The organism is Variovorax sp. CCNWLW186 (assembly GCF_037203865.1).
In the GTDB taxonomy this organism is placed as follows: Bacteria; Pseudomonadota; Gammaproteobacteria; order Burkholderiales; family Burkholderiaceae_C; genus Variovorax.
The window spans coordinates 42,501-61,941 of sequence record NZ_JBBCBO010000025.1 but is presented as its reverse complement, the minus strand read 5'-3'; the positions used below and the strand labels follow the sequence as shown (position 1 = coordinate 61,941).

The 19,441-nt window shown below is 63.0% G+C and carries 16 protein-coding genes and 2 rRNA genes (1 of these 18 running past the window's edge); 12 read left to right on the top strand and 6 right to left on the bottom strand.

The features are described 5' to 3' along the window. The first annotated feature begins 7 nt into the window (after positions 1–7). The 7 genes from V9K97_RS23405 (at position 8) to V9K97_RS23375 (ending at position 6,833) form a co-directional block, all read left to right on the top strand. Complete coding sequence (locus tag V9K97_RS23405) at positions 8–595, top strand: NAD(P)H-dependent oxidoreductase (protein WP_337321022.1); 588 nt, start codon at positions 8–10, stop codon at positions 593–595. Continuing rightward, positions 592–1,866, top strand: a complete 1,275-nt coding sequence (locus V9K97_RS23400) for an amidohydrolase family protein (protein ID WP_337321020.1) — start codon at positions 592–594, stop codon at positions 1,864–1,866. Before V9K97_RS23405 ends, V9K97_RS23400 begins: the two co-directional genes overlap by 4 nt. Positions 1,867–1,882: 16 nt before the next feature. Next, positions 1,883–2,746, top strand: a complete 864-nt coding sequence (locus tag V9K97_RS23395; RefSeq protein ID WP_337298807.1) for a creatininase family protein — start codon at positions 1,883–1,885, stop codon at positions 2,744–2,746. Positions 2,747–2,824: 78 nt separating this feature from the next. Further along, complete coding sequence (locus V9K97_RS23390) at positions 2,825–3,805, top strand: ABC transporter substrate-binding protein (protein WP_258502530.1); 981 nt, start codon at positions 2,825–2,827, stop codon at positions 3,803–3,805. A gap of 10 nt (positions 3,806–3,815) precedes the next feature. Then, the gene (locus tag V9K97_RS23385; protein WP_337321018.1) at positions 3,816–4,646 is read left to right on the top strand and encodes an ABC transporter ATP-binding protein; all 831 of its coding nucleotides are present in this window, start codon (positions 3,816–3,818) and stop codon (positions 4,644–4,646) included. Then, entirely contained in the window at positions 4,643–5,449 is an 807-nt protein-coding gene (locus V9K97_RS23380) for an ABC transporter permease (RefSeq protein ID WP_281146824.1), read from the top strand. The genes V9K97_RS23385 and V9K97_RS23380 overlap by 4 nt, the downstream gene beginning before the upstream one ends. 10 nt (positions 5,450–5,459) lie before the next feature. Then, on the top strand, positions 5,460–6,833 hold the full coding sequence (locus V9K97_RS23375; RefSeq protein ID WP_337321016.1) for an FAD-binding oxidoreductase: 1,374 nt from the start codon (positions 5,460–5,462) through the stop codon (positions 6,831–6,833). Between the two features lie 16 nt (positions 6,834–6,849). On the opposite strand, the gene lnt is transcribed toward V9K97_RS23375, so the two are convergent. From lnt to V9K97_RS23355, 4 genes are all read right to left on the bottom strand, one after another. Further along, complete coding sequence (gene lnt / locus V9K97_RS23370) at positions 6,850–8,439, bottom strand: apolipoprotein N-acyltransferase (protein ID WP_337321014.1); 1,590 nt, start codon at positions 8,437–8,439, stop codon at positions 6,850–6,852. After that, positions 8,439–9,317, bottom strand: coding sequence for an HlyC/CorC family transporter (locus V9K97_RS23365; RefSeq protein ID WP_126748280.1), 879 nt, complete (start codon positions 9,315–9,317; stop codon positions 8,439–8,441). The genes lnt and V9K97_RS23365 overlap by 1 nt, the downstream gene beginning before the upstream one ends. Before the next feature lie 175 nt (positions 9,318–9,492). Further along, entirely contained in the window at positions 9,493–10,221 is a 729-nt protein-coding gene (locus V9K97_RS23360; RefSeq protein ID WP_157616095.1) for a GNAT family N-acetyltransferase, read from the bottom strand. Between the two features lie 109 nt (positions 10,222–10,330). Then, positions 10,331–10,804 (bottom strand): Lrp/AsnC family transcriptional regulator, encoded by a 474-nt coding sequence (locus tag V9K97_RS23355; protein WP_157616096.1) that lies wholly within the window; start codon positions 10,802–10,804, stop codon positions 10,331–10,333. 164 nt (positions 10,805–10,968) lie between these two features. Between V9K97_RS23355 and hppD the strand changes: the two genes are divergently transcribed. From hppD to V9K97_RS23330, 5 genes are all read left to right on the top strand, one after another. Then, the gene (gene hppD / locus V9K97_RS23350) at positions 10,969–12,096 is read left to right on the top strand and encodes a 4-hydroxyphenylpyruvate dioxygenase (RefSeq protein WP_293407860.1); all 1,128 of its coding nucleotides are present in this window, start codon (positions 10,969–10,971) and stop codon (positions 12,094–12,096) included. A 28-nt stretch (positions 12,097–12,124) separates the two neighbouring features. Further along, complete coding sequence (locus tag V9K97_RS23345) at positions 12,125–12,919, top strand: transporter substrate-binding domain-containing protein (protein ID WP_337321012.1); 795 nt, start codon at positions 12,125–12,127, stop codon at positions 12,917–12,919. A gap of 16 nt (positions 12,920–12,935) precedes the next feature. Continuing rightward, positions 12,936–13,817 carry a phenylalanine 4-monooxygenase gene (gene phhA / locus V9K97_RS23340; protein ID WP_337321010.1) on the top strand — a complete coding sequence of 294 codons (882 nt, stop codon included), beginning with the start codon at positions 12,936–12,938 and terminating at the stop codon, positions 13,815–13,817. A gap of 152 nt (positions 13,818–13,969) precedes the next feature. Continuing rightward, positions 13,970–15,661, top strand: coding sequence for an AMP-binding protein (locus V9K97_RS23335; RefSeq protein ID WP_258502540.1), 1,692 nt, complete (start codon positions 13,970–13,972; stop codon positions 15,659–15,661). Further along, positions 15,662–16,591, top strand: coding sequence for an MBL fold metallo-hydrolase (locus V9K97_RS23330; RefSeq protein ID WP_337321008.1), 930 nt, complete (start codon positions 15,662–15,664; stop codon positions 16,589–16,591). Between the two features lie 111 nt (positions 16,592–16,702). On the opposite strand, the gene rrf is transcribed toward V9K97_RS23330, so the two are convergent. Then, positions 16,703–16,815, bottom strand: a 5S ribosomal RNA gene (gene rrf / locus V9K97_RS23325). A gap of 143 nt (positions 16,816–16,958) precedes the next feature. Continuing rightward, positions 16,959–19,441 (bottom strand): 23S ribosomal RNA (locus V9K97_RS23320); it runs 391 nt beyond the window's last position.

Below are 19,441 nucleotides of genomic sequence, written 5' to 3'. Positions count from 1 at the left end.
AAACACCATGCGCGTGCTCGTCGTCTACTGCCACCCGGTCGAAACCAGCTTCCATGCGGCCCTGCACCAGGAGGTGCTGAAGAACCTGCGCGCGGCCGGGCACGAGGTGGACGACTGCGACCTGTACGCGGAAGGCTTCAACCCGGTGCTTTCTCGCGAGGAGCGGCTCGGCTACCACGATGTGCCGGGCAACCAGCTGCCACTCAAGCCCTATGTGGAGCGCCTGCAGTGGGCCGAGGGCATCGTTTTCTGCTTTCCGACCTGGTGCTTCGGCCTGCCGGCGATGCTGAAGGGCTACTTCGACCGGCTCTTCATGCCCGGCGTGGCCTTCGACATCAGCGACCCGGCCAACGTGAAGCCGATGCTCACGCACATCAAGCGCATCAGTGCTGTGGTCACCTATGGCCGCCCGCGCTGGATGGCCTGGTACATGGGCGATCCGCCGCGCAAGATCGTCACGCGCTACATGCTGCGGCTCACAGGCCGGCGCGCCAGGGTGGACTACCACGCCCACTATCACATGAACGTGGCGACCGAGCCCCAGCTCAAGCGCTTCATGGCGCGGGTAGGCACCGCAATGGCGCGCTTCGCATGATGGCGCCCGCTTTTCTCGACAACGCGCGCCTGCCGCGCTGGCTGCTGTCCGCCGATTGGCCGCAGCAGGGTGGCGTGCCGGTGCTGGCGCGCGTTGCGCTCGAAGCCGGCCGCGTGCAATCGGTGCGGCCTGCCTCCGGTAGCGGGGAGCCTCATCCCGGGAACTGGGACCTCGCCGGCACGCTGGTGCTCCCCGGTTTTGTCGATGCACACACGCACCTCGACAAGGCATTCACCCTGCCGCGCATGAAACAGGTGCAGCCGGGGCTGCTCGGCGCCATTGACGCGATGCTGAACGACCGCGTGCACTGGAGCGCCGGCGACGTGCGCGAGCGCGCCTCTCGCGGCCTGCAGTGGGCGTGGGAATGCGGCACCACGCATGTGCGCACGCATGTCGACTGGTGGGAGCCCGATGCGGTGCCGCTGGCCTGGCCGGTGATGGCCGAACTGGCGCAGGAATGGGTAGGCAAGGTGCGGCTGGAGCAGGTCAGCCTCATCAAGCTGCCGCTGTTCGAAGATGCGGCACAGGCGATGCGGCTCGCGCAGCAGGTAAAGGGCACGGGTCCGCAGGCCGTGCTCGGCGGCTTCGTGCACTCCACCAACTGGAGCGAACGCGCGCTGCGCAACCTGCTGGTGTCGGCGCAGGCCTGCGACCTGGACGTCGACCTTCATGTCGACGAAGAACTGAATCCGGCGGCGGTCGGCTTGCAGACCGCCGCCCGCATCCTGCGAGAGATCGGCTTCGAAGGCCGCGTGGTGTGCGGCCATATCTGTGCGTTGGCCGCGCAGCCGGAAGCCCAGGCCTTTGCCACGCTCGACGCGGTGGCGCGCGCGCCGATTACCGTGGTGTCGCTGCCCGCCACCAACCTGCTGCTGCAGGACGCAGTGACGGGCCGCACGCCGCGCATGCGCGGCATCACGCTGGTAAAGGAAGCGCGCGAGCGCGGCATTCCGCTGCTGTTCGCAAGCGACAACGTGCAAGACCCGTTCTGCCGGCTCGGCAGCTTCGACCCCGTCGAGGCACTGGGCACGGCAGCCTTGGTGGCGCAGCTCGACGAACCTTTCGACAACTGGTCACAGGCGCTGTGCCGCGGCGACTGGCTCCAGCGTGGGTCCGCCACGTCGGCACCGACGCTCGTCGGCGCCAACGCCGACCTGGTGCTGTTCACCCAGGCCGACCGCCACGGCTGGCCTTCGCGCGGTGCGACCCGCGTGGTGCTGCGCGACGGCCGCGTGACGCACGGCGACGCGACGCCTTTTTATCCCCGCTAACGAACAAGGACCTCCCATGCTCCACGGCTACATACCACCCCATCGCTTTTTGCCCTACCTGAGCTGGACAGAAATCGCCGCACTGCCCGACCGCGAGAACACGGTCATCGTGCTGCCCTGCGGCGCCATCGAGCAGCACGGCCCGCACCTGCCGTGCTCGGTCGACAGCGTGATCGCCTCGGGCGTGATGGGGAAGGCGCTCGAAAAACTGCCGCCCGAAGTGCGCGCCTTCGCGCTGCCGACCATCACCTATGGCAAGTCGGAAGAGCACCTGCACTTTCCGGGCACCATGACGCTCACCGGCACCACACTGCTTTCGACCGTGACGGAAATCGGCGAATCGGTCTACCGGGCCGGCTTTCGCAAGCTGCTTTTCGCCAACGGCCACGGCGGCCAGCCGCAGGTGCTGGAGATGGCGGCGCGTGAACTGCGCCTGCGCCATGGCGACTTCGTGGTGGTGCCGCATGGCGTGTCGCGCCTGCCGAACGCATCGAGCAAGCAGATCAGCGAGCAGGAAAAGCGCCTCTCTATGCATGCCGGCCATTCCGAGACCGCGCTGATGCTCGCACTGGCGCCCGACACGGTGCACATGGAGCGCGCGGCTGCCAACTTTCCGCCGCCGTTCCCGATCAAGCTGCTGTCGGCCGACGGCCGGCCGGCCTGCGCATGGACCGCGCGCGACTTCGGCCCGAGCGGCGTGATCGGCGACCCGACCAGTGCCACCCGCGAACAGGGCGAAGAGATCCTGGACACGCTCTCCGACAGCTGGGTGCAGGCACTGACCGAGCTGCACGCGCTGCGCTGGGTCGTGCGCGAAGAGCCGACGTGGGAGCGCGGCCACCAGCAGGGCTTCATCCAGCAATCGTTCGAGCCCGCCTGAGGCGCGCTACTTGCATCGGTTCACCGGCTTTTCTTTCTTCTTCAACTGTTCTTCCACCAGCCTCGAGAGGTTCCCACCATGCGTTCCTTCGCTCTTTCCATGGCCGGCGCCGCCGCGCTCGCACTGTTCTCCGCCGCCGCGCCGGCGCAGGACAAGTTCACCTACATGACCAACTGGTACGCACAAGCCGAGCACGGCGGCTTCTACCAGGCGGTGGCTCAAGGCATCTACAAGAAACACGGGCTCGACGTGACCATCAAGATGGGCGGACCGCAGGTCAACATCACGCAGATGATGGCCGCGGGCCAGGCCGACTGCATCATGGGCTCGAGCGACATCCAGATGATGCAGGTGCGCGAAGGCGGCGTGCCGGTGGTCAATGTCGCGGCCTTCTTCCAGAAAGACCCGCAGGTTCTGATCGCGCACGACGACGTCAAGAAGTTCGAGGACCTGAAGGGCAAGACGCTGCTGATCGGCGCGCAAGCCAACCGCGGCTATTGGCCCTGGCTGAAGGCGAAGTTCGGCCTGACCGACGAACAGACGCGCCCCTACACGTTCAACATCCAGCCGTTTGTGGCCGACAAGAACACCGCGCAGCAGGGCTACCTGACCTCGGAGCCCTATGCCATCCAGAAAGCCGGCGTGAAGAGCACCGTGCTGATGTTCAGCGACCACGGCTTTCCGGCGTACGCCACCACGGTGTCGTGCATGGAAAAGACCGTGAAGGACCGCAGCAAGCAGGTGGCGGCTTTCGTGAAAGCCTCGGCCGAGGGCTGGAAGAGCTACCTCGCCGACCCGGCGCCCGCCAACGCGCTGATCAAGAAGGACAACCCCAACATGACCGACGACCAGCTGGCCTACAGCGTCGCCAAGCTCAAGGAGATGGGCATGATCACCGGCGGCGACGCGGCCAAGCTCGGCATCGGCGTGATCACCGACGCACGTTCCAAGGCGAGCTACGACTTTCTCGTGAGCGCCAAGCTGATCGACCCGGCCAAGGTGGAGCTCGCGAAGACCTACACCACCGAGTTCGTGAAGGACGCGAAGGTACTGCCTTGAGTCTTGCGCCATGAACCGCATCGAACCCCACACCCTTGCGCCGCCCGCGGTGCCTGCCGTGCCCGCGGTGGAAGTTCTCTCGGCCGAGAAGACTTATCCCAACGGTACGCAGGCGTTGCTGCCGGTGGACCTGTCGATCGCCGAAGGCGAATTCGTCACGCTGCTCGGGCCTTCGGGCTGCGGCAAGAGCACGCTGCTGAAAATGATCGCGGGCATGCTCGAGCCCAGCGACGGACGCCTGCTCGTGTGGCGCAAGCCTGTGGCGGAGATCCACAGCTGCCCGCACAAGCTGTCGTTCGTGTTCCAGTCGGCCACGCTGATGCCTTGGGCCAGCGTCAAGACCAACGTGCGGTTGCCGCTCGACCTGGCCGGCGTGCCGCGCAAGGAGGCCGACGCGCGCGTGATGGAGTCGCTTGCGCTGGTGGGCCTGGAGAAGTTTGCCGATGCGCTGCCGCGTGCGCTCTCGGGCGGCATGCAGATGCGCGTGTCGATTGCACGCGGCCTCGTGACGCAGCCTGACCTGCTGCTGATGGACGAGCCCTTCGGCGCGCTCGACGAGATCACCCGCCACAAACTCGATGCCGACCTGCTCGACCTGTGGCACAAGAAGAAGCTCACGGTGATCTTCGTGACGCACTCGATCCACGAGGCGGTGTTTCTCTCGACCCGCGTGGTGATGATGGCCGCGCGGCCGGGCCGGGTGGTGGAGCAGTTCCACATCGACGAGCCCTATCCGCGCACGCCCGACTTCATGGTGACGCCCGAATTCGCGCGCCATGCCAAGCGCCTGCAGGACAGCCTGCTGCGTGCGAGCCAAGGCGACGAGGAGCATGCGCAATGAAGAAGAGCACGCCCCTTCTGAATCAACCGCGCGTACAGCGTGTGCTCTACCCGGTGCTCATCGGCGTGGTGCTGGTGGCGCTGTGGCAATGGATGGTGGTGGCGATGGAGCTGCCGCCGTACCTGGTGCCCTCGCCCATCCTGATGGTGCAGACGCTCGTTACCGACTGGGCGCCGCTCGGCAATGCGCTGCTCGTCACGCTCAAGATCACGTTGCTGTCGTTCGCGCTGGCCACGGTGGCGGGCGTGCTGATCTCGTTTCTCTTCGTGCAGAGCAAGCGCATCGAGACCGCGCTCTTTCCGTATGCAGTGCTGCTGCAGGTGACGCCCATCGTGGCGGTGGCGCCGCTCATCATCATCTGGGTGAAGAACCCGGTGGCGGCGATGACGGTGTGCGCCGCGCTGGTGGCGCTGTTCCCGATCATCAGCAACACGACGCTCGGGTTGCGCAGCATCGACCCCGACCTGCAGAGCTACTTCAAGCTCAACCGAGCCACACGTTGGCAGCAGCTGGTGCGGCTGCGCATTCCGAGCGCGCTGCCCTACTTTTTCGGCGGGCTGCGCATCTCGAGCGGCTTGGCGCTGATCGGTGCCGTGGTGGCGGAATTCGTCGCCGGCACGGGCGGCTCGGGCGCGGGGCTGGCCTACCAGATTCTCCAGGCCGGCTTTCAGCTAAACATTCCGCGCATGTTCGCGGCCCTGCTGCTCATCTCGCTGACCGGCGTTGCGCTTTTCGTGCTGATGGCCTGGCTCACCAAGCTGGCGCTGGGCTCGTGGCACGCGAGTGAACTTTCCCAGGATTGAAACCTTGACCATGAACGCATCCATTTCCGCCATAGAGCAACTCCTGCTCGAACTGCCCGAGCTCGACTGGATCACCGACGAAAGCCGCGTGACGCGGCTGTCGCAAGACTTCTCATGGTTCAGCCCGGTACTGACCCGCCAGCTGAAAGACAAGCGTGCCGACGTGGTCGTGCGTCCGCGCACCGAGGACGAGATTCGCGCGGTGGTCGGCGCCTGCGCACGGCGCAATGTGCCGATCACCCTTCGCGGCAGCGGCACCGGCAACTACGGCCAGACCACGCCGCTCGCGGGCGGCGTGGTGCTCGACATGACGGGCTACAACGCCTTTCTTTGGGCAAAGCTAGGTGTAGCGCGCGCGCAGGCCGGCATTCGCCTGGGCGAGCTCGAGAAGCAGACCAAACCTTCGGGCCAGGAGATGCGCTGCCTGCCCTCCACCTACCGCAGCGCCACGCTCGGGGGCCTGTTCGGCGGCGGCTTCGGCGGCGTGGGCTCCATCAACTACGGACCGCTCGGTGCGCCCGGCAACGTGCTCGGCATTCGCGCGATGACCATCGAGGCGGAGCCACAGGTGGTCGAACTGCGGGGCGCCGAGGCCATGCGCATGCACCACCTGTGGGGCACCAACGGGCTGGTGCTCGAAATCGAGGTGGCGCTCGCGCCATCGCATCCCTGGCTCGAAACGCTGGCGACCTTCGACAAGTTTGAAGACGCACTTCACTTCGCCGACAAGCTCGCGAATGCACCCGGCATCGTGAAGCGGGAGATCGCTTTTTTTGCCGCGCCCATCTCCGATCATCTGGCACAGCTCGCGGCGCACCTGCCCAAGGACTGCCACACGGTGCTGTCGCTGGTGGCCGAATATTGCGAGCCGGCCATGCTGCAGCTGGCCGAAGCGCACGGCGGCACCGTGAGCTACCGCAAGACGGCGGCCGAAGTGCAGAAGAGCAACCGCACGCTGATGGAGTTCACCTGGAACCACACCACGCTGCATGCGCTGAAGGTCGACCCGACGCTGACTTACCTGCAGAGCGGCTTCATTCCGGGCCGGCACGTCGAGCAGATCATCGAGATGGAAAAACTGCTCGGCGGCGAGGTGATGATGCACATCGAGTTCATCCGCAACGTGGCGGGGCTCATGACCTGCAGCGGGCTTCAGCTGGTGCGCTTCAGCACCGAAGAAAGGCTCTCGGAAATCATCGACATTCACCGCGCCCACAACGTGCACATCAACAACCCGCACGTGAACATCGTGGAAGACGGCAAGGCCGGTGGGCCGCTGCCGCCCGAGGTCATCGAGGTGAAGAAGCGCTTCGATCCGCTGGGGCTGCTGAACCCGGGCAAGCTGCGCGATTGGCCTGTGAAGGCGGTGCCGGCAACAGCCTGACGACGATCGCCCTGCGTCAGCCGTTGCGGCGGCGCAGCGCGAAGGCCACGGCGACCACAGCCAGCGCCGAAATCCACAGCGGCCAGAGCCCGAACGGCGCCACCCAGCGCGCATAGGGCGTGAGCCCCTTGCGGCCTTCGACCGGCGCCTCGAGCACGCCGCGCGTAAGGCGCGGCAGCTGATGCGTGACGCGGCCTTCGGCGTCGATCACCACAGTGGCGCCGGTATTGGTGGCCCGCACCATCGGCCGCGCGAACTCGAGCGAGCGCATGCGCGAGATGGCCAGGTGCTGGTCGATGGCGACCGAGTCGCCGAACCACGCGATGTTGCTCACGTTGAGCAGGATGGTCGGCGCCGTGGCCTCGTCCTTGAAGTTGGCGCCGATCTCGTCGCCGAACAAGTCTTCGTAGCAGATGTTCGGCGCAATACGCTGGCCCTGCCAAGCGAAAGGCGCCTGCGCCAGGCCGCCGCGGGCGAAATCGCCGAGCGGAATGTTCATCATCCGGATGAACCAGCGAAAGCCCGGCGGAATGAATTCGCCGAAGGGAACGAGGTGGTGCTTGCTGTAGCTGTAGGGCTGCGCGACGCCGGGCTGGAAGCCGAGCACCGCATTGCTGTAGGTGCCTTGGCCGCCCATCGGAAGCCCGACGATGGCGGCTTGCATGCCCTGGCTGTAGCGCGCCTGGATGGCTTCGAGGTAACCGGCGGGCAGTTGCTGCGGCAGCAACGGCAAGGCGGTTTCGGGCGTGACCACGAGCGAAGCCTTGGCGTCGCGCAGCTGCTCGCCGTACCAGCGCAGCGCCAGGTCGATGCCGCCTCCGGGGATGAATTTTTCGTCTTGTGGGATGTTGCCCTGGAGCAGCGCCAGATGCAGGTTGCCGCTCGAACCCTTGGCGCCTTGGGCGTCGGCGGGCAGCGGTGCCACGAGGTGTGGTGCGGCGAATGCAACGGCGACGAGGACCAATGCCTGTGCCAGCCCCATGGTGCGGGCAGGCCGGGTCAGCGCGACAAGCGCCGCCACAACCGCAGCGACTGCGCCAATGCCGTACACGCCAATCCACGGGGCCCACGCTGCCAGCGGCCCTTCGACGTGCGCGTAGCCGCCGGCGCCCCACGGAAAACCCGTGAACCAGCTGCCGCGCACGAGCTCAGCCAAGGTCCACAGTGCGGCGAACACCAAGGCACCGGCCACCGGCCCGCGCGGCCCGCGGACGACGAACCAGGCGCAGGCCACCGCGTAGTAGAGCCCGAGCGCGGCTGCGAGCGAGAGCACTGCAATGGCCGCAAGCGGTGCCGGAAGCCCGCCGTAGGTGTGCATCGAGATGAAGAGCCACCAGAAGCTGCCGGTGAGCCAGGCCGTCGAGAAAAGCCAGCCGTGCAGGCCGGCGCGGCGCCAGCCGGCGCCTTCGGCGCGCAGCCGGTCCAGCAGGCCGACGAGCACCGCCAGCGAGAGCAGTTGCAGCCACCACAGCGGCTGGCCGTTCGCGGGCCAGGCAATGGCGGCGGCCTGCGCGAGACCCGCGAAAGCAAAGCCGAGGAGGCGCATCAGGCCCACGGCGGAAAAGATGCGCGAGGTGCGGAGCGTGGCCGCTGCGGGCAACGGCATCAGTCGGCCGCGTCGCTGCCGCGGGCCGGAGACACCTTGAACCAGCGCACGGCGCCGCCCTTGGTGTGCAGCACCACGAAGTCGAAGCCGCCGATGGCGTGGTGCTCGCCGCGCTTGGGTACGTGGCCCATCTCGTGTGCGATGAGGCCGCCGATGGTGTCGAAGTCTTCGCTCAGCTGTTCTTCATCGAAGACGATGCCGAATGCTTCGGCCACGCGCTCGATGGGCGTGTCGCCCGAGACGCGGTAGGTGTGGTCGGCCAGGCCGAAGATGTCGCCCTCGTCCTCGGCAATGTCGAACTCGTCTTCGATTTCGCCGACGATCTGCTCGAGCACGTCCTCGATGGTGATCAGCCCGGCCACGCGGCCGAACTCGTCGATCACGATGGCCAGGTGGTTGCGGTTGCCGCGGAACTCGCGCAGCAGGTCGTTCAGGCCCTTGCTCTCGGGAACGAAGGTGGCCGGGCGCAGCAGCGCACGGATGTTGAGGCCCGGCGCGCGCTGCAGCTTGAGCAGGTCTTTCGCGAGCAGGATGCCGATGATGTTTTCTTTTTCGCCCTCGTACACCGGGAAGCGCGAGTGCGCGGTGTCGATGACCAGGTGCAACAGCGCGTCGTACGGCGCGTCGATGTTCACCAGATCCATGCGCGGGGCGGCCACCATCACGTCGCCGGCCGTCATGTCGGCCATGCGCAGCACGCCTTCGAGCATCACGCGCGACTCAGCGCCGATCACCTCGTTGTCCTCGGCGTCGGCCAAGGTTTCGATCAGCTCGTCGCGCGAGTCGGGACCGGGGTGGATGAATTCGGCCAGTTTCTGGAGAAAGCCGCGCTTGTCTTCCCGTTCGACGGGTGCGCGTTCAGGGTGAGGTTCGGCCACTGCGGGAGGCGTAGTTGAAGAGATACAAGGATACCGGATTGCATGTGACAGGCTCTACCCCTGTCGCTCTACCTCCCAGCAATTCGGCTACAGGACGAAACAAGTGCGGCCGACGCCGGCACTGCGCTGGAGCCGTGCCGGGCGGCGCATGCCACGGCCAGACCTGGCTTGCTTCTTACTGCGCCGACTTGCTGCGGGCGTCGCGAATGCCGCTGCGCACTTCCTGCAGGCTCGCGAGAAAGGCCCAGAACTGCTTGGCGCGGGTCTTGAGGTGGTAGTCGACCGCCGCGTAGTGCTCGAGCGCGATTTCGCTCATGCGGCTGTCGAAGGTGGCGCTCGGCAGCTGCAGGTGCGCCTCGGATTCGGAACCGCTGCGCACCACGGTGGCGCCGGCGTTGCGGGCGATCTTCAGCATGGCGGCGTTTTCGCTCAGCGCATGGATGAAGAGCATGCCCACACCTTCATTGCGGGCGACCACCACGGCCCGCTCGAACAGGCGGGCGCCGTAGCCGCGGCCACGCGCATGCGCCGCCACGGACACGCCGAACTCGGCGCAGTCGCTGTGCTGGTCGTCGGGCGCGAACGCCAGGTGCGCCATGGCGATCAGGTCGAGGCGGCGGTTGTAGATGCCGAAGAGTTCGTCGCGGTCGAAGTCGAGGCCGTCGACGTAGCGCTGCACCTGCTCGTCCGACGCGGCGTAGCCGAAGCGCAGGTAGCGGTCATGGGGGGTCAGCGCCAGCAGGTGGCGCGCGATGCGGTCGCGTTCGCGCGGGCCGATCGAGCGGATCGGCACCATGACGGGCTGGGGCGCGGAGGTCGCGCGCGGTTGCGCCTCAACCATCGGCGCCTTCAGGAAAGAGCCGAGGCCGAGAGACGCTTGGATAAGGGTCTTGGCGGTGAGCATGGCTCAAATATAAGGGTTTCCCCTTAATCAACAAGTCCGAATGGGTACTTCCGGTTGTCATTTGTGAACCAGTACCAAAGCGCGTGTGATTCGAGCAACGAATTCGTTGCTAAACCGGTACAGCCGTTGTGGCCTTGACACGGTCCAGCACAAAGCTGGTCTTGCAGTCTTCAACACTCGGATGCTTGAGCAGGGTGTCCATGATGAACCGGCTGTAGTGGCCCATGTCGGCGACCACCACGCGCAAGAGGTAGTCCATTTCGCCAGTGAGCGCCGCGCATTCGACCACCTCGGGCCAAGTCTGGACGCTGGCGCGAAACAGGTCCATGGGGTTGCGCTTGTGGCTCTCGGTGTGCTTTTCGAGGCGCACGTTGAGATACGCGGTGAGGCCCAGGCCGATGACTTCGGGGCGAACGAGAGCCACGTAGCGGTCGATGACGCCGCTTTCTTCCAGCCGCTTGACGCGCCTGAGCACGGCACTCGGAGACAGGCTGACTTGCTCGGCAATCTGGTCGTAGGTAGCACGTCCGTCTGCTTGCAGCGTGCGCAATATGAGCCGATCAATCTTGTCGAGTGCTTCCATATTGCTATTTTTGCAGTTTTTCTGCGTCTTTGCTAATTAGGGCGCCCAACAACGCTGAAAACGTGAGCGGCATCCGCCCTACATTGCTGCAAAGGCCGCTTCGGTGCGCTTTTTCGCAATTTCCTTGCTTCTTTATCCATTCGAACCCCACCCTGGAGACCCCTATGAGCCATACCGACGCCCCCGCCTTCACGCCCTGGGAGAACCCGATGGGAACCGACGGCTTCGAATTCATCGAATACGCGGCGCCGGACCCGGTGGCCATGGGCCAGGTGTTCGAGCGCATGGGCTTCACGGCGGTGGCCAGGCACCGCCACAAGAACGTGCTGCTGTACCGCCAGGGCACGATCAACTTCATCGTGAACGCCGAGCCCGACTCGTTCGCGCAGCGCTTCGCACGCGAGCACGGCCCGAGCGTCTGCGCCATCGCTTTTCGCGTGCAGGACGCCAAGCAGGCCTATGAGCGCGCGATTTCGCTCGGTGCCTGGGGCTTTGCCGACAAGGCCGGCCCCGGCGAACTGAACATCCCCGCCATCAAGGGCATCGGCGACAGCCTGATCTACCTGGTGGACCGCTGGCCCGGCAAGAACGGCGCCAAGCCGGGCGACATCGGCAACATCGGCTTCTACGACGTCGACTTCGAGCCGCTGCCGGGCGTGGCATCGCAGGATGCGCTGGCGCCGAAGGGCAACGGCCTGACCTACATCGACCACCTCACGCACAACGTGTACCGGGGCCGGATGAATGTGTGGGCCGGCTTCTACGAGAAGCTCTTCAACTTCCGCGAGATCAAGTACTTCGACATCGAAGGCCAGGTGACGGGCGTCAAGAGCAAGGCCATGACCAGCCCCTGCGGCAAGATCCGCATCCCGATCAACGAAGAGGGCAAGGAGCAGGCGGGCCAGATCCAGGAGTACCTGGACATGTACCGCGGCGAAGGCATCCAGCACATCGCGATGGGCTCGGACAACCTGTATGAAACCGTCGACGCGCTGCGCGCCAAGGGCGTGACCTTGCTCGACACCATCGACACGTACTACGAGCTGGTCGACAAGCGCATTCCCGGACACGGCGAAAGCGTGGCCGAGCTGCAGAAGCGCAAGATCCTGATCGACGGCAAGAAAGACGCGCTGCTGCTGCAGATCTTCAGCGAGAACCAGCTCGGCCCGATCTTCTTCGAGTTCATCCAGCGCAAGGGCGACGACGGCTTCGGCAACGGCAACTTCAAGGCGCTGTTCGAAAGCATCGAACTCGACCAGATGCGCCGGGGCGTGTTGGCGGCCCCAAAATAAGCGCTTCTTTCATCGCCCAGGAGCCTCCATGCGCAGCACGTTTTCGATCGGCCTGACCCTCACCGCGGCCGCCGCCGTTCTTTCCGGTTGCGCGATGGCGCCGGCCGCTCCCGTGGCCGCGTCGCACCTGGACACGGTGCAGAAGGCCGCCGTGCTGCGCATCTGCACGCCGGGCGACTACAGGCCGTTCAGCTTTCACAAGGCCGACGGCTCGTTCGAAGGCATCGACGTCGACCTGATGGCGGGCTTCAGCGCCAGCCTGGGCGCCAAGCCCGAGTGGGTGAAGACCACGTGGGCCAACCTGCTGCCCGACCTCACGGCCGGGAAGTGCGACATTGCGGTTGGCGGCGTTTCGGTGACCACCGACCGGCAGAAGCGCGCCTTCTTCAGCGCACCCTACATGGTGAACGGCAAGGCGCCCATCGCGCGCTGTGCCGACGTTGCCAAGTATCAGAGCGTGGCCGACATCGACAAGCCCTCCACCCGGGTCATCTTCAATCCAGGCGGCAGTAACGAGCGCTTCGCACGCGCCAACTTCAAGCAGGCCAAGCTCACGCTGCACGGCGAGAACGTGACGATCTTCGACGAGATCCTTGCCAACCGGGCCGACGTGTTCGTGACCGAGTCCGCGGAAGCGATTACGCAGCAGAAGCTCAAGCCCGGGCTCTGTGCCATCAACCCCGAAAAGCCGCTGCAATACGGCGAAATGGCCTGGATGCTGCCGCGCGATGACGTGGCCTTCAAGGCCTACGTCGACCAATGGCTGCACCTGCAGCAAGCCGGCGGCGACTTTCAGCGTGTGATGAACCGCTGGCTCAAATAACCGAGAGCAATTTCCCATGGACACCCCCGCCGCCGCCACTGCTGCCGTCAAACCTGCTGTTTATGGCGCTTCGGATCGCCCGCCGCGCGGCGACTACTCGCGCGGCGGTGCGGTGCATGCCGACTACACCTGCCCGCAGGATTGGGCCAGCTACACGCCGGCCGACCACGACACCTACAAGCGGCTGTACGAGCGGCAGGCGGCGCAGTTGCCCGGGTTGGCTTGCGATGCATTCATCAAGGCCCTGCCTTCGCTGGGCGTGAAGGACCGCATCCCGCGCTTCGAGGAAATCAACGAGCGGCTGCATCGCGCCACCGGATGGGAGATCGTGGCGGTGCCGGGGTTGATTCCCGAACTGCCGTTTTTTACCTTGCTTGCGAACCGCAAGTTTCCAGTGACCGACTGGATCCGCAAGCCCGAGGAGTTCAACTACATCGTTGAGCCCGACGTGTTCCACGATCTGTTCGGGCATGTGCCGATGCTGTTCGACCCCACCTTTGCGGACTACGTGCAGCGCTACGGCGAAGGCGGCATCAAGGCACACGAACTCGGCGCCGGGGAGAAGCTGGCCAGGCTGTACTGGTACACGGTGGAGTTCGGCCTCATCCGCCAGCCGGACGGGCTGCGCGCATACGGTGCCGGCATCCTGAGTTCGGTGGGCGAGCTGCAGCATGCGGTGCGCAGTGACGAGCCGCACCGGCTGCCGCTGGATTTGCTGCGCACCATGCGCACGCGCTACAAGATCGACACGTACCAGGCCAACTATTTCGTGATCGAGAGCTTCGCGCAGCTGTTCGAACTCACGGCCCCCGATTTCACGCCGCTCTACCGGGCGCTGGAAGTCGAACCCGACATTCCGGCCGGGGTGCTGCTGCCGGGTGAATCCGGCAAGGCCTGAGAGCGCTCCTTTCGGGGCGGCGCCACCACGCCCGCCGAGGCCGGCCAAGCCGCGCAGCTATCGCGCGCGCGACAGTGCTTGCCGTTGCCCTAGGACAAGCCCGCTAGTGGGCGGGCGCATCTGGCTCCCACAATCCGCGCAAAGGAGCTTGCATGCAGACATCCGCGCGACAGAACTATCCGGCCGACGTGCCGCACGAGATCAACCCCGAGCAGTACCGGTCTCTGACCCACATGTTCGATGAGGCTTTCGGCCGCTACGCCGATCGACCGTTCTCCGTTTGCATGGAGCGCTGGATGTCGTACGGAGAGCTCGACACGCTCTCGAAGGCGCTGGGCGCCTGGCTTCAGTCGCTCGGCCTCGAGCCGGGTGCGCGAGTAGCCATCATGCTGCCCAATGTGCCCCAGTTTGCCGTCACGATGTGCGGCGTGCTCCGGGCGGGCTACACCTGCGTGAATGTCAATCCGCTCTATACGGCGCGCGAGCTCGAGCATCAGCTCAAGGACTCCGGGGCCACGGCCATCGTCATTCTCGAGAACTTCGCCTCCACTCTGGAGCAGGTGATCGAGCGCACTCCCGTCAAGCACGTCGTCGTCACTTCGATGGGCGATTTGCTGGGCGGCCTCTATGGCGCATGGATCACCATCGCGGTTCGCCACCTGGCCAAGATGGTCCCGCCCTACAAGCTGCCGCTGAGCGGTGGCCGCACGGTCACTGAGTTTTCCAAGGCGATTGCCGAAGGGCGCGGCCGGCCTCTCGGGCCAGATCAGAGCACGCTCGATTCGATCGCATTCCTGCAGTACACCGGCGGCACGACGGGCTTGTCCAAGGGCGCGGTGCTGACCCACCGCAACATCGTTGCGGCCACCCTGCAGGCGGAGGCGTGGTTCACGCCTGCACTGTCGCGGGCGGGCGACCTGTCGAAGGTCAACAGCATCGCAGCGCTGCCGCTGTATCACATCTTCGCGCTGACGCTGTGCCTGCTTGTCATCCGGCAGGGCTCGCACATGACGCTGATTCCCAATCCACGCGACTTCGACAAGTTCATTGCGGTGCTCAAGAAGCGCCCCTTCCACATGCTGCCGGCGGTGAACACGTTGTTCAATGCGCTGCTCATGCATCCGCAGTTCAAGTCGATCGACTTCTCGACGCTGTTCGTGTCGCAGGCAGGCGGCATGGCCGCCTCTGAGGGCACGGCACAGCGGTGGTTCGAAGCGACCGGCTGCCCGATGATCGAGGGCTGGGGCATGAGCGAGACCTGCGCGATCGGTACGAACAATCCAGTCTCGAACACGAAGTTCACCGGCACGATCGGCTTGCCGCTGCCGAGTATCGAGATCGCCATCAAGGACGATGAAGGCAACTCCCTGCCCGTCGGCACGGCAGGCGAGCTTTGCATCAAGGGCCCGAACGTGATGACCGGGTACTACAACCAGCCGGCCGAGACCGCGGCGGCCTTTACGGCCGACGGTTTCATGCGCACCGGCGACATCGCCGTCATGCAGGAAGACGGCTACAGCCGCATCGTCGACCGCAAGAAGGACATGATCCTGGTCAGCGGCTTCAATGTCTTTCCGAACGAACTCGAGAACGTGATCTCGCTGTGCCCGGGCGTTGTCGAATGCGCGGCCGTGGGCGTGCCGGACGAAAAGCAGGGCGAAGCGATCAAGGTGTTCGTTGTGCGCAGGGATCCCACGCTGACCGAAGAGGCGGTGCTCCAATACTGCAACAGCCAGCTCACCGGCTACAAGCGGCCGAAGCACATCGAGTTCCGGGAAACCTTGCCGAAGACCAATGTCGGGAAGATCCTGCGCCGTGAGCTGCGAACCAGCGCGAGCGTCTGAGTGAGCGAGCTCGCCGCGGCCGGGCTGCCGGCGAACCTCGTCGTCTTCGAGCGCGGCTGGCTTTCATCGAACAACGTTCTGTTTGTCGGGGCCGACGAGACCGCGCTGATCGATACCGGGTATGCCACGCATGCCGGTCAAACCTTGGCGCTTGTCGAATCGGCGCTGGGGACGCGGCCGCTCGATCGAATATTGAATACCCATCTGCATAGCGATCACTGCGGCGGCAACGCGGCGCTGCAGCGGCACTATCCGAAGGTGCAAACGGAGATTCCGCCTGGAGAGGCGGATCTTGTGGCGCAGTGGGACGAAGGCGGCTTGAGCTTTCGTGCGACAGGACAGATATGTCCACGGTTTCGGTTCGACGGGCTGCTGCGGCCTGGGACGGAATGCATGCTTGGCGACAGGGCTTGGCAGGTGCACAGCGCACCAGGCCACGATCCGCATTCGATCATTCTGTTTGACGCCGTCTCGCGAACACTGATCTCAGCCGACGCCCTTTGGGAAAACGGTTTTGGTGTTGCTTTTCCCGAGCTGGCAGGCGAGCCATCGTTCGGGGATATTGCGGCCACGTTGGATCGCATCGAAGCGCTGGCGCCGCTTCGGGTGATTCCTGGACACGGGCGCGTCTTCGCGGACGTTGGTAATTCTCTGGCTACCGCGCGCCGGCGGCTCGACGGGCTCCAGCGGGATCCGGTGAAGCATGCACGGCATGCCATCAAAGTGCTGATGAAGTTCAAGCTACTCGAGGTGCAGTCCATGGCACTGAACGAATGGGCCGACTGGCTTCGGAGCGCGTCATATTTCGGTGTTATCCGCGAGCGCTTCTTCGCCGACACGGAGCTGGATCAATTGGCCGAAGATATCTTGGCTGAATTGGTCACGGCCGGTGCGGCCGAGACGGATTCGGCGCTCATCCGAAATATTTGAAGCTCGCCACTTGGCAATAAAAAAAGCGCGTCTCCGTGAGATGACGCGCTTTTATAAAATCCAAAAGAAAAAAGCCCAACACGCTGTGTTGGGCTTTTCCTGGCTGTAAGAGCCTGACGATGACCTACTTTCACACGGGAACCCGCACTATCATCGGCGCTGACGCGTTTCACTGTCCTGTTCGGGATGGGAAGGAGTGGTACCACGTCGCTATGGTCATCAGGCATAACTTGTTGTCTGACTGATCACATGATCAATCAAACGAATTCATAGAGTTTGGAATCAGCACGCAATATCTGCGCTGTTTTGAATGTATTTTGAATGCGTCAACTTGGCATAACACCTTGATCAGATTGATCAAAGTTATAGGGTCAAGCCGCACGAGCAATTAGTATCAGTTAGCTTAACGCATTACTGCGCTTCCACACCTGACCTATCAACGTCCTGGTCTTGAACGACTCTTTAGGGGGCTCAAGGCCCCGGCAGATCTCATCTTGAAACGAGTTTCCCGCTTAGATGCTTTCAGCGGTTATCTCTTCCACACTTAGCTACTCGGCAATGCCACTGGCGTGACAACCGATACACCAGAGGTGTGTCCACTCCGGTCCTCTCGTACTAGGAGCAGGCTTCCTCAAATCTGCAGCGCCCACGGAAGATAGGGACCAAACTGTCTCACGACGTTTTAAACCCAGCTCACGTACCTCTTTAAATGGCGAACAGCCATACCCTTGGGACCGGCTACAGCCCCAGGATGAGATGAGCCGACATCGAGGTGCCAAACACCGCCGTCGATATGAACTCTTGGGCGGTATCAGCCTGTTATCCCCAGAGTACCTTTTATCCGTTGAGCGATGGCCCTTCCATACAGAACCACCGGATCACTATGTCCTGCTTTCGCATCTGCTCGACTTGTCAGTCTCGCAGTTAAGCACGCTTATGCCATTGCACTATCGTCACGATGTCCGACCGTAACTAGCGTACCTTCGAACTCCTCCGTTACGCTTTGGGAGGAGACCGCCCCAGTCAAACTGCCTACCATGCACTGTCCCCGATCCAGATAATGGACCTAGGTTAGAACCTCAAACACACCAGGGTGGTATTTCAACGTTGGCTCCACAAGATCTAGCGACCCTGCTTCAAAGCCTCCCACCTATCCTACACAGATCTGTTCAAAGTCCAATACAAAGCTACAGTAAAGGTTCATGGGGTCTTTCCGTCTTTCCGCGGGGAGATTGCATCATCACAAACATTTCAACTTCGCTGAGTCTCAGGAGGAGACAGTGTGGCCATCGTTACGCCATTCGTGCAGGTCGGAACTTACCCGACAAGGAATTTCGCTACCTTAGGACCGTTATAGTTACGGCCGCCGTTTACTGGGACTTCAATCAAGAGCTTGCACCCCATCATTTAATCTTCCAGCACCGGGCAGGCGTCACACCCTATACGTCCACTTTCGTGTTTGCAGAGTGCTGTGTTTTTAATAAACAGTCGCAGCCACCGATTTTTTGCAACCCATTCATGCTTCGTTGTTCACTACACACTAATAGGGCACACCTTCTTCCGAAGTTACGGTGTCAATTTGCCGAGTTCCTTCTCCTGAGTTCTCTCAAGCGCCTTAGAATACTCATCTCGCGCACCAGTGTCGGTTTGCGGTACGGTCGTATATAGCTGAAGCTTAGTGGCTTTTCCTGGAACCTCGTTCAGTCACTTCACGGACAAGTCCGCTCGATCGTTGGCCTCGGTATATGTGCACCGGATTTGCCTAATGCACGCCTACATCCAACTAAACCAGAATAATCCAATAACTGGATGACCTATTAAGATCCGTCCCCACATCGCACTATATATCGGTACAGGAATATTGACCTGTTTCCCATCAGCTACGCATCTCTGCCTCGCCTTAGGGGCCGACTCACTCTACGCCGATGAACGTTGCGTAGAAAACCTTGCGCTTACGGCGAGGGGGCTTTTCACCCCCTTTAACGCTACTCATGTCAGCATTCGCACTTCTGATACCTCCAGCACGCTTTACAACGCACCTTCACAGGCTTACAGAACGCTCTCCTACCACTTGCAATAAATTGCAAATCCGCAGCTTCGGTAACTGGCTTAGCCCCGTTACATCTTCCGCGCAGGACGACTCGATCAGTGAGCTATTACGCTTTCTTTAAATGATGGCTGCTTCTAAGCCAACATCCTGACTGTTTTAGCCTTCCCACTTCGTTTCCCACTTAGCCAATTTTAGGGACCTTAGCTGGCGGTCTGGGTTGTTTCCCTCTTGAGTCCGGACGTTAGCACCCGGTGCTCTGTCTCCCAAGCTGTACTCATCGGTATTCGGAGTTTGCCTTGGTTTGGTAAGTCGCCATGACCCCCTAGCCAAAACAGTGCTCTACCCCCGATGGTAATACTTGAGGCACTACCTAAATAGTTTTCGGAGAGAACCAGCTATTTCCAAGTTTGTTTAGCCTTTCACCCCTATCCACAGCTCATCCGCTAGTTTTGCAACACTAGTCGGTTCGGACCTCCAGTACCTGTTACGGCACCTTCATCCTGGCCATGGATAGATCACTTGGTTTCGGGTCTACACCCAGCGACTGATCGCCCTATTCGGACTCGATTTCTCTACGGCTTCCCTATTCGGTTAACCTTGCCACTGAATGTAAGTCGCTGACCCATTATACAAAAGGTACGCAGTCACCCCTTACGAGGCTCCTACTTTTTGTAAGCACGCGGTTTCAGGATCTATTTCACTCCCCTCCCGGGGTTCTTTTCGCCTTTCCCTCACGGTACTAGTTCACTATCGGTCGATGATGAGTATTTAGCCTTGGAGGATGGTCCCCCCATATTCAG